A 660-nucleotide genomic window follows, 5' to 3' on the forward strand; every position below is an offset into this window, starting at 1 on the left:
AAAAAGCTACAACAAATGGCTGGGGGATCGGGCAAAGCCCTCCCACCGGGAACAGCTCCGCATGATGATTGACCAGGCGTTGGAACAGAAACCGGCAGACTTTGACGCGCTGTTAAAGCTGCTTGAGGAAATGGGCTGTGAGGTGTCGCGCCGGGGACAGGCAATCCGGCTCAAAGCCCCCGGCTGGAAGAATGTTGCCCGCATGGATGAAAAGCTGGGACAAGGGTACAGCGAAGATGAAATACGGGCGGTACTGGCTGGGGAAAAAGAGCATACCCCAAGAAAGAAAGCGGCTGTTCAATCAGAGCCGCCCAAGGTCAATCTTCTGGTGGATATTCAGGAGAAATTGCAGGCCGGAAAAGGCGCTGGCTATGCGCGCTGGGCAAAGGTATTCAATCTGAAACAGATGGCGCAGACAATGAACTATCTCACCGAGCATGGCCTGCTGGAATACGCAGTCTTGGAAGAAAAAGCGGCTGCTGCTACCACCCGCCACAATGAGCTGTCGGCACAGATCAAGGCGGCGGAAACCCGCATGGCGGAGATAGCCGTACTGCGGACCCACATCATCAATTATGTGAAAACCCGCGAGGTCTATGCGGCCTACCGCAAGGCGGGATATTCCAAGAAATTTTTAGCGGAACATGAAGCGGATATTTT

At 54.1% G+C, this 660-nt stretch carries 1 pseudogene; it reads left to right on the top strand.

Annotation, left to right across the window (positions count from 1 at the left end):
• Nucleotides 1–660, top strand: a pseudogene (locus D5269_RS18120) (relaxase); the annotation flags it as partial.

It is taken from the genome of Anaerotruncus sp. 1XD42-93 (assembly GCF_009917605.1).
In the GTDB taxonomy this organism is placed as follows: Bacteria; Bacillota; Clostridia; order Oscillospirales; family Ruminococcaceae; genus Anaerotruncus.